7 protein-coding genes are annotated in these 11,732 nt (G+C 32.3%); 3 read left to right on the top strand and 4 right to left on the bottom strand.

What is annotated here, in order from left to right:
• Both DG508_RS03965 and DG508_RS03970 read right to left on the bottom strand, forming a co-directional pair.
• Nucleotides 1–2,330 (bottom strand): autotransporter outer membrane beta-barrel domain-containing protein (locus DG508_RS03965; RefSeq protein WP_464115334.1); only part of this gene is annotated, 2,330 nt, incomplete at its 3' end.
• Nucleotides 2,331–2,867: 537 nt separating this feature from the next.
• Nucleotides 2,868–4,328 (bottom strand): aminoacyl-histidine dipeptidase, encoded by a 1,461-nt coding sequence (locus DG508_RS03970; protein ID WP_108866895.1) that lies wholly within the window; start codon nt 4,326–4,328, stop codon nt 2,868–2,870.
• 155 nt (nt 4,329–4,483) lie between these two features.
• Between DG508_RS03970 and DG508_RS03975 the strand changes: the two genes are divergently transcribed.
• Nucleotides 4,484–5,548: a DUF3810 domain-containing protein gene (locus DG508_RS03975; RefSeq protein ID WP_108866896.1), complete on the top strand. Its 1,065-nt coding sequence runs from the start codon at nt 4,484–4,486 to the stop codon at nt 5,546–5,548.
• 3 nt (nt 5,549–5,551) lie between these two features.
• Here the strand turns inward: DG508_RS03975 and DG508_RS03980 are convergent, their stop codons facing one another.
• A complete protein-coding gene (locus tag DG508_RS03980; protein ID WP_108866897.1) occupies nt 5,552–6,262 on the bottom strand; it encodes a hypothetical protein in 711 nt (236 codons plus the stop codon).
• Between the two features lie 236 nt (nt 6,263–6,498).
• Nucleotides 6,499–7,182: a hypothetical protein gene (locus tag DG508_RS03985; protein WP_108866898.1), complete on the bottom strand. Its 684-nt coding sequence runs from the start codon at nt 7,180–7,182 to the stop codon at nt 6,499–6,501.
• 156 nt (nt 7,183–7,338) lie between these two features.
• On the opposite strand from DG508_RS03985, the gene DG508_RS03990 reads away from it, so the two are divergent.
• On the top strand, nt 7,339–10,320 hold the full coding sequence (locus tag DG508_RS03990; protein ID WP_108866899.1) for an amidohydrolase family protein: 2,982 nt from the start codon (nt 7,339–7,341) through the stop codon (nt 10,318–10,320).
• 62 nt (nt 10,321–10,382) lie between these two features.
• Entirely contained in the window at nt 10,383–11,678 is a 1,296-nt protein-coding gene (locus DG508_RS03995; protein ID WP_108866900.1) for an amidohydrolase family protein, read from the top strand.
• Nucleotides 11,679–11,732 lie beyond the last annotated feature (54 nt).

Raw genomic sequence — 11,732 nt, forward strand, 5'->3', positions numbered from 1 at the left:
ACATTAGCTACTACTTGATTAGCAACTGTATAATCACATCCATCAGTAGGGTTAGTAGTATCGGTAATTTCTTGTCCGTTAGTTACTCCATCACCATCACAATCTAGTGCGTTCCATGCTGTACTAACATTAGCTATTACTTGATTAGCAACTGTATAATCACATCCATCAGTAGGATTAGTAGTATCGGTAATTTCTTGACCGTTAGTTACGCCATCGCCATCACAATCTAGTGCGTTCCATGCAATACTTGGCGTAGTATCCTGATTGGCGGCTACTAAACTACAATTACCTGTTGGATCTGTAGTATCGGTTATTTCTTGACCGTTAGTCACTCCATCACCATCACAATCTAGTGCGTTCCATGCTGTACTAACATTAGCTACTACTTGATTAGCAACTGTATAATCACATCCATCAGTAGGATTAGTAGTATCGGTAATTTCTTGACCATTGGTTACACCATCACCATCACAATCCAATGCATTCCAAGCTGTACTCACATTGGCTATTACTTGATTGGCAATTGTATAATCACACCCATCATTTGGATTGGTAGTATCGGTAATTTCTTGACTGTTTGTAACACCATCACCATCTGAGTCTCTATCATCGATTGCATCTCTATAATCTACATCTTGTGTAGCAACATCGCTATCGGTATCAGGAAAATTATCTGCTTGAGTATTATCAAAGCTACCATTTACATCAACATAATCATCTCCATTATCATATGCATTATCCAAACCATTTACTCCTTCTGTCCCTGATAAAGTAAGTCCTGCTTCTGTGGTATCATTTCCCCCTTCATTATCTGAATTTAAATCAAGATAATCAGGATTATCGATCATATCTGTATTTTCTGGTGTTACTCCTCCTAAGTAGGCAGAATTCACTCCATTATTAGTAATATAAGTTGCTGCATTATCTGAATTGGGAGCAATATACCCATTTGTAGTCTGCCCCTCTATATTGTCTGGAATACCATCTCCATCTGCATCTAAATCTTCTGGATCAAAAATTCCATCATTATCAAAATCAGTACATGTCAATAACCTAAAAGACCTCCATGCAATCCCAGAAGAAAGTCCTGTTAAATTTAATATCTCAACTTTTGTAACATCATGTAAATCCATTGCTATATCAAAAGGATTTCCTCCTGCATTTCCATTAGGTACACTTATCGAAGATATGGTTCCTATTAATACATCTGCACTGTTATAAAAATTGATTGTTCCTATCGTATTTATTGCTTGCGGGTCTCCTAATAAACTACCTGCATTATTATATATACGAAGTGCCTGTAATCTTGATGAAGGGTATGTATATGTTAAGTCTGTATATCCTCCTGATGGAGCTGCATCTGCAATAAAAGTCCCTAAATTACCATCAGCTGTATTTGCTAATGCTCCTGGGGGATCAGTACCATTATTTGGGTTGTTAAAATCATTATCTGTACTTGTTACGCCTGTAGGATTTACCTCTACGGATTGACATTCTACACTATCTAAAATACCATCATTATCATTATCTAAATCTATATCGTCTGTTACACCATCTCCATCTGTGTCTATGGTTGTTGGTCCTGAACCTCCTGAAAGCCCTGCAGCTATTCCTTCTGCTTCTCCACAATTTGCTGCTATTGCATCACTCAACCCTGCTGGCCACATTGTACATGTTGCCTGAGTTGCATTGGGTCCGCAAAGTGTTGCTCCTCCTTCATTTAAACTACTGATTGTATTCATTGCAATCCAATTCACACTTGCTGATGTCGTTAATATAGACCCTGCTCCCCCACTAACTTGCGCTTTATCAATAAAATAAGCTTTACAACTTCCGTCTCCAGTATATACTACACTTGGATATGTAGTTGATTGTTGTGTAAATGTAGAACATACTTCGACCACAGAGCAATTATTCATTTCTATTGTAGAGCTATGACCTGGGTTAAGGTTTCCAAAAAAGGTAGGGTCATTTTGTGTTAACGAACCATTGATAGAGAAAAAAGAACCAGCTCCTAATCGTAATAAAGAAGTTATTGCCGTTCCAAAAATTCCTATCTCAGAAGACCCTACATAACTAATTCCTGCTCCATCATTAACAATTACTGTACCTTGAATGGTAAGGACTCCATTACCTTTTAATTCAAATCCTGACTCTATATGTAATTCTCCTCCTCCTTGAATTAGTAGGTTACCATTACCGATATCAAAATCCTGACTCAGGCAATAAACCTGACCAGAAGTTATCGTATTAGTAGGATTACTGGCAAAATCAATTGCCCCAACAGGGCATTGTGCATACATTGTTTCTGAAATAAATAAATTCAAAACAATTCCTATACAAAAAAGGTAAAATATCCTTTTTGTAATCTTCAGTTTTTTTAAAATGGTTAAGTAATAATCATCCATGTGTATCAGGCTTTATTTTTTGGCTTTGGGCATAAAAATCTTTTTGAATACAATAATATCTTTCACAAGTGACTTTCATCAACTGTAAAAAACAACTATTCAAAATTCAGTTCAGTTCAAAGGTATTTATATCCTACAACAACCTCTTCTTTATTTCGGTCAAAGAAACCAAAACTATCGACAAAAAGCAAATTAAGTACGACGAAATACATTTAAAATTAAAAATTCGTACTAAATCAAGTAGTAATCATAAAATTTTAACATAAATGTGTTTATTTGTTAATAATTTAATAAATAAATATATCCTCTACAAAAAAACAAAACCACCAATTAGACTTCTTAACCTGTTTTACAGACACTTAAACACAAAATTTATAGACATAAAATAAAAAAAGCTGTCGTTTTTAGACAGCTTCTTTCCTACAATAAAATATTACTCAAAAATTATTTTTATAGTTACTTCTTAGGGATTCTTTTTAAAATTTCTTTTACAAATTTCCAATATTTCTGCACAGACGAGATGCTTGCTCTTTCATCTGGTGAATGCGCTCCTAATATAGTAGGGCCAAAAGAGATCATATCCATATCAGGGTAATTCTGTCCTAATATACCACATTCTAATCCTGCATGACAAGCAGCTACATGAGCTTTTTCTCCATAAAGATTTTCATATAATTCATCCATTACTTGTAGAATTGGAGAATCCATATTTGGTGCCCAGCCTGGATAATCTCCACCAGTAGTAACCTCACAGCCGATTAATTCAAATGTAGCTCTTAATTTATTTACCAGATCCATTTTTGATGACTCTACACTACTTCTAGTAAGACATTCTATTATAACCTCACCATCTACCAGAGTTACTTTGGCTACATTATTAGAAGTTTCTACCAAATCAGGAATTGACGCACTCATAGTATACACACCATTATGTACTGCATATAATGCTTTTAATAAAGCTTCTTGTGCATCTGGATTTATAACTTCTTTTGGTACATCTATAGTATTAATTTCTATTTCCAAATCTGGATCAACTATAGCTAGTTCTTTTTTAACTGTAGATGACAATTCTTTTATTTCAAATTCAAAAGCTTTTGCGTGTACTGCGTCTACAACTACAATAGCAAAACTTTCTCTAGGAATTGCATTGCGTAAACTTCCTCCTTTTAATTCACTGATTTGAAGACCAAAATCATCAAAACCATCAAACAACAATCTATTCATAATTTTATTGGCATTACCCAATCCTTTATGAATATCCATACCTGAATGTCCTCCACTAAGACCTTTGACCGCAATGGTATACCCCAATTTATTATCTCCAACCTCTTCTTTTACATAAGTAGTTTTTGCTGTAACATCAACTCCTCCAGCGCAACCTACACCTATTTCATCATCTTCTTCTGTATCCAGATTCAATAATATATCTCCTTGCAACCATCCTCCTTCTAACCCCATAGCTCCAGTCATTCCAGTCTCTTCATCTATAGTAAACAAAGCTTCAATTGCTGGGTGTTCTATTTTTGTAGATTCTAGAATAGCCATAATAGTAGCAACTCCTAATCCATTATCAGCTCCAAGTGTAGTACCTCTTGCCCTTACCCAATCTTCATCTATGTACATTTCTATACCTTGAGTGTCAAAATCAAAATCAGTATCTGCGTTTTTTTGATGCACCATATCCAAATGTGATTGCATCACTACAGTTTTACAATCTTCCATTCCTGATGTAGCGTTTTTTTTGATTAAAACATTACCTACTTTATCTACTTCTGTTACTAAACCTAGAGATTCTCCAAAATTTTTCATAAACGCTATTACGCGCTCTTCTTTTTTTGAAGGTCGAGGGACAGCATTAAGATCTGCAAATTTATTCCAAAGGCTATTAGGCTCTAAACCTCTTATTTCTGAGTTCATAGGTATAATTTTATTAATTAATGCAAAATTCTATATTTTAAATTAAGTATCAAAGTTTATATGGTTCAAAGTCATAAACTATAAAGGAAAACTAAAGGATACTAAAAATCTCTTAATTTTTATTCTTAATTAAGAATTGTAAATATCTTTACCCTATGCAATCAAAGACAAAATTATATCTTACTCTATTATTTCCTGTCCAAATAATCTTAATCAAGATTATTTCTTTTTTTCCTGAATATATAGAACGGTTTTATAGTAATGGCCTTTTTATTTATATTTCTAAAGCATTACGCTATGTATTTGGATGGCTACCTTTTTCTTTTGGAGATGTTTTATATTGTTTTCTGATTATCATGTTGATACGCTTTTTATTTAAAAAAGTATTTATAAAGCATATTGTCTGGAAAGAGGTATTATTAGATATCGGGGCAACACTATCTATCGTCTATGCATGCTTTCATATTCTTTGGGGAATAAATTATTATAGATTACCGCTACACGAAATATTACAAATAGAAGATGAATACACAGAGGGTGAATTAATTAAAGTTTCTGAAAAGTTAATTCAAAAAGCGAATTATTTACATACACAGTTAGAACAAAATGATTCTTTACTAATACAGATACCATATTCTAAAAACGAAATATTCAAAAAAACAGTTACTGCATACGATCAACTTCAAAAAACATTACCTTCTTTACATTATCACCCTAAAAGTATTAAAACTTCATTATTAAGCGTTCCCCTTACCTATATGGGTTTTAGCGGATACTTGAATCCGATCACTAATGAAGCACAAGTAAATGGACTCATACTTACTTATAAGACCCCTACAACCAGTTGTCATGAAGAGGCACATCAATTAGGTTTTGCTAAAGAAAATGAAGCCAATTTTATAGCAGCACTAGCTACAATGACCTATAACGATAAATATTTCAATTATAGTGGAACTACCTTTGCTCTAAAATTTTGTTTAAATGATCTATATCTTCGTAATGAAGAAAAAGCAATTTGCCTTATTGAAAAACTAAGACCTGGTATACGTAAAAATTACCAAGAAGTAAATACATTCTGGGAATCTTATGAGAATCCTCTAGAGCCTATATTCAAAAGTACTTATGATAGTTATCTAAAGGCCAACAACCAGCCGGATGGCATGGAAACCTACAGCTATGTAGTAGCCTTATTAGTAAACTATTATAAAACCAGGCTTTAAGATTTATATAGATAATGTGTTATAATAGTCTATAATCTTTACCAAATCTGCTTCTTTTTTGAAACTTAATTTTTTTGAAGACGCAAATTCTTTTACTTCATCCTCCTTATCTTTTAAAACAGCAAGAATATTTTTCTTTTTTAATTTGATTTGCTCTAACCCTCCCTTTTTATTTTTAATGTAATAAACATGATTATTAACAAAACTTGGAGGTATATATTGACTATAGCTAGATTCTGGCTCAGTTGCAGCTCTCACTTTCTTTTTTACTTTTAATGCTAAGGATACATTTTTATTTTTGTTAAAAACGATAATATATCCATTATTATCAGATAGTTTATACTCATAATCATCCAAAACTATTCTTACATTTTCTTTTTTCAAAAGAGCAAAAGTCTTATTGTCTTCTAATACTTCTATTTCATCTGCATATGCATTATACTTTATCGCGTATTTATGAATCATTTTATCATTATCATAAATCTTTGCTATTTTATAATCATCTTCATGATACTTACTTCCTGTAATAGATTTTTCATCATATTTTTTTGCTATCGGTCTAGCATATTCATTTAGTATAACAAAAGTATCATTATCATTAATTCCAATATTTTGATGTCTATTAGGTAAATTTGATTCTTCTGCTTCTTGAGCTACTAATTGTAGATTTAAAAATAGAATTACTATAATAACAACTTTTCTTATAACTGACATAATTATTTTATTTATTGTGTTTATTACTGTGCGTCATAACGGAGCAAATTGTTACCTAACTTCCTTAAGAAATCTGCTCTTCTTCACACGTTTTATTAGAATTAACTCCTTTATAATAAAACAAATATATAAAACTTTTTAATTTACGATCAATCAACCTAAAGGAATAGAAATTTACAGCTATATAGTAATTCTAACAATTAATTATTATAAATCCAGATTTTAACAAATCAAATTTATAGCGTAAGCGTATTGTAATATTTTATAATCTTTACTAAATCTGATTCTTTTTTAAAACTTAATTTTCTTGATTTTGCAAATTTTTCAAGCTCTTCTTTTTTACCTAAGGTTTTTAATATTTCCTTTTTCTTAAGTTTTATATCTGTCACTACTTTATCTTTATTGTTTATTATAAAATATTTGTAGTTTTCAATATATCTAGAAGGAGTACTTGATTCATAACTGCTTGTTGCTTGTTTTCCTTCTCTTATTTTCTTAATAGCTAATAAACCTAAAGAAAACATACCTTTATTATATACTAGAAAAAACTTCTTATCACCTTTATGATCAAACAACCTGTAGCTATACTTATTAAGTTTTACCTCCATATCATCTAACTTTAATAGATTATATCTTTTATCTTTTTCGAGATATTCTATTTCTTCATTAAAACCATTATATTTAACCAAACATTTCTTAACTGGTTTACCCTTAATGTACACAGTTGCGATTTGATCCCTTTCCTCATAATACTGATGTCCTTTAATCACTTCATCTGTACTGTTATTTCTCACAATCATTGTAGAACCAAAAGGGCTAATTACATTATTACTTCCAGGATCAGAAACATTTCCTGTAATTTCTTGTGCTATTAACAGAGTACTGTTTAAAATTAAAAATAGAGTAAAAATAGTTTTCATTAAATTAAGAGTTTGGTTATTAAATTTCGCCCAAAAATCTAAAAATCAGTATAACTGACAACCTTATTAATGTTAAAACAATCCTAATTAACAATACCATTTTATCTCAACTCCTATCTTTAAACCGTATTCTAACACTTTACACTGCTAAACATTATGAAAAAACTTCTATTATCACTTACAGTGATATTTGGAATTATGAATTCTTATAGTCAAGATTATTTCCCAAAAAATGACGGAGTAAATACGACAAATTCTAATTACACTGTATTCAAAAATGCAACTATTCATACGACTCCTGATACTGAGATCAAAAATGGTTTTTTAGTTGTTCAGAAAGGACGAATCATCGAGGTTGGAAATGCTGTTTCTATTCCTACCAATAGTGTAGTTATTGATCTCAAAGGAAAACATATCTATGCTTCCTTTATAGATCCATTCACCAATTTTGGTATCAAAAAACCTAAAAGTAAAGGAGGAAGTCCATTTGCTGGTAATCCTCAATATGGTGCTTCGCGAGAAGGTTATTACTGGAATGATCATATACGGCCAGAAACAAATGCTTTATCTCATTTTAAGTATGATACAAAAAAGGCTGACGAATATATAAAACAAGGATATGGAGTACTTAACACACATATGCCAGATGGTATTGTACGAGGTACTGGACTACTTGTAGCTCTAAATAACAAGGGGCCCGAAGGCAGTCGTTTGGTAAGTGATCGATCTTCTCAATTTTTATCTTTTTCCAAAAGTAACCAAAGTAAACAACTCTACCCTACTTCATTGATGGGAGCTATAGCATTATTAAAACAAATGTACCATGATGCTAATTGGTATGCTACAGGTAATTCTACAAATAAAGACCTAGCACTAGAAGCATTGCAAAGGAATAAAAAATTACCTCAGGTTTTTGAAGCTGGAAGCCGAATAAATAGTTTTAGAGCCGATAAAATTGGTGATCAATTCAATACTCAATATATACTTGTAGGAGGAGGGGATGAATATGCTAGAATTGACAAAGTAAAGACGACCAATGCTCAATATATTATCCCTCTTAATTTTCCTGAAGCATATGATGTCTCTGATCCTTTTATGGCAAACCTAGTAAGTCTAGGAGATATGCGCCACTGGAATCAAGCTCCCACAAATCCATCTGTACTAGCAAAAAACAACATCACTTTTTCTTTGACCACTCATAAACTCAAAAATATAGCAGACTTAAAAAATCGTATTGCAAAAGCAATTGAATATGGTCTAGATAAAAAAACTGCTATTGCAGCTTTGACTACAATACCTGCACAAATGCTTGGAAAAAGTGATCTTCTAGGAAGTCTCAAAAAAGGAAGTTATGCTAATTTCTTGATTACAAAAAGTGAATTGTTTTCAAAAGAAAATATTATTTACGAAAACTGGGTACAAGGATATAAAAATGTAATTCATGATATGAATATTACCGATATCAACGGAGAATATGAGGTTGTTATCACTGGTAAAACCTATGACCTATCTATTTCAGGAGAATCATCAAAACCTAAAGCTGAAATTAAAATCGACGAGATCAAACTTGGAACCAAAATTAATTATAAGGATGATTGGGTAACCATTACGTTTACTGATAAAGATACTACCAAAACACAGTACACTAGATTAAGTACAACTATTGGAGATACTCCAAAATTTTGGAAAGGAAAAGCTATTCTACCCAATGGATCTCATACTGCTTTTACTGCAAAAAGAAAAACTGAAAATACATCTCAAAAAAAGAATGATAAAAAACCAGCTATTGATCAAAACGAAGTCTTACCAGTTACCTATCCAAATATAGCTTATGGTAATTCACAATTACCTACTTCTAAATCTATACTATTCAAAAATGCTACGGTATGGACTAATGAAAAAGATGGTATTTTAAATGAGACTGATGTCCTTATAAAAAATGGAAAAATAGCTGCAATTGGTAAAAATCTAAATTCTGGTAATGCTACAGTAATTGATGCTACTGGAAAACATCTTACTTCTGGAATTATTGATGAGCATTCTCACATTGCCGCTGCAGCAATTAATGAGGCTGGTCATAACTCTTCTGCAGAAGTAACTATTGAAGATGTAATATCACCTGATGATATTAACATATATAGAAATCTTGCAGGCGGTGTTACAACTATTCAGATACTTCATGGCTCTGCTAATCCAATAGGAGGCCGCTCTGCAATCATAAAATTAAAATGGGGAGAAAATGCAGATAATCTTATTTATTCAGACACTCCAAAATTCATCAAGTTTGCATTGGGTGAAAATGTAAAGCAAAGTAATTGGCAAAGCTTTAGTCGTTTTCCTCAATCAAGAATGGGAGTCGAACAATTATATATAGATTATTTCTCTCGTGCAAAAGCATATGAAAAACTTAAAAATAGCGGCAAGCCATATCGCAAGGATATCGAAATGGAAACTATTCTGGAAATTGTAAATGGTAAACGCCATATAAGTTGCCATTCTTATGTACAGAGTGAAATCAATATGCTTATGAAAGTGGCTGAAAAATTTAATTTTAAGATTAACACCTTTACTCATATTCTAGAAGGATATAAAGTTGCAGACAAAATGGCTGCTCACGGTGTTGGAGGATCTACCTTCTCTGATTGGTGGGCTTATAAGTATGAGGTGAATGACGCTATTCCTTACAATGCTGCCATCATGCACAAACAAGGAGTTCTTACAGCCATCAATAGTGATGATGCAGAGATGTCTCGTCGCCTTAATCAGGAAGCTGCAAAATCAGTGAAATATGGTGGAGTTAGTGAGGAAGATGCTTTAAAATTTGTAACTCTTAATCCTGCTAAATTATTACATATTGATGATAAAGTTGGTAGTATTAAAATAGGTAAAGATGCTGACTTGGTATTATGGACAGGTCATCCTCTATCTATCTATTCTAAAGCTGAAAAAACAATAATAGAAGGGGCTGTTTATTTTGATCTTGAAAAAGACAAAGCCAAAAGAAACTCTATTGAAAATGAGAAAAATAAGATTTCTACAATGATGCTTAAAGCAAAAAACAGTGGTCTCAAAACGCAACCTGCCAGAAAAAAAGAAAAGCAACATTTTGAATGTGAAACCTTAGAAACTATTCATTAAAAAATATATTTTGAGCACCAGTAATCTGGTAATATCAAACTTGAAATTACAATAAAATAAACATGAAAAAAATAATCTTTATACTGGTTCTATGTACTGTTTTTATCAGACAAATATCTGCACAGCAAACGCCAGCAAAAGCACAAAATGAAACAATATCTATTACTGGTGCTACTGCTCATATTGGAAATGGTACTATCATTAAAAACAGTACTATTGTTTTTGAAAATGGAAAAATAACTGCAATAGGATCTAATCAAAATACTACTGCAAAAGGAACAATCATCAATGCCACAGGAAAACATATCTACCCTGGTTTTATAGCTCCAAATTCTACATTAGGATTAGTAGAAATAGGGGCTGTTCGTGCTACTGATGACGATAGTGAAATTGGTAATTATAATCCTCACATTCGCAGTATTATTGCTTATAACACTGAGAGTAAAATTGTAGAAAGCATGCGCCCTAATGGTATATTACTGGCTCAAATTACCCCTCGTGGGGGTAGAATATCTGGCACTTCATCTATTGTACAATTAGATGCTTGGAATTGGGAAGATGCAGTGATAAAGATAGATGATGGCATTCATATTAACTGGCCTAGTTCGTTTAGCAGAGGACGTTGGTGGCTTGGTGAAGATTCAGGATATAAGCCTAATAAAAAGTATGTAAAGCAATTGAAAGAATTAAATGATTTTATTGCGCAAGCAAAAGCATCTATACAATCGAATGAGTCTGAAAACAACTTACCTTATCATGCTATGAAAGGAATTTTTGATGGAAAAAAAACTATTTTTATTCATCTAGAAACCGAAAAAGAAATTCTGGATGTCCTCTCTCTTTCAAAAGAACATAATTTAAAAAAAATAGTGCTAGTTGGTGCATATGAAGCACATAAAGTAGCACCACAACTAAAACAAAATAATATTGCAGTCCTAGCAACAAGAACACACTCTACTCCTGACCAAGAGGATGATGACTATGATCAACCATATAAAAATGCTAAATTATTAATGGATGCTGGAGTTTTGGTTGCACTGCAAAATAGCGGACAAATGGAACGAGCAAATGCAAGAAACCTCCCTTTTCAAGCAGGAACGGTAGCTGCACATGGTTTAGATAAGGAAAAAGCGGTACAACTCATTACTGGTAATAGTGCAAAAATTCTTGGTATTGATCATACTACAGGAACACTAGAAGTGGGTAAAGACGCTACTTTATTTATTAGTATTGGAGACGCTTTAGACATGCGTACAAATCAATTAGAAAAAGCTTTTATACAAGGGCGAGATATTAGCCTAGAAAGTCATCAAACCAAATTATGGAAACGGTATCGTGATAAGTATATGAATGAATAAATAAGTAAAAAAAGCAAAGTAAAACCAGATGGTTTTACTTTGCTTTTGTAAACA

Origin of the sequence: Aquimarina aquimarini, assembly GCF_900299535.1 — a bacterium.
Classification (GTDB): domain Bacteria; phylum Bacteroidota; class Bacteroidia; order Flavobacteriales; family Flavobacteriaceae; genus Aquimarina; species Aquimarina aquimarini.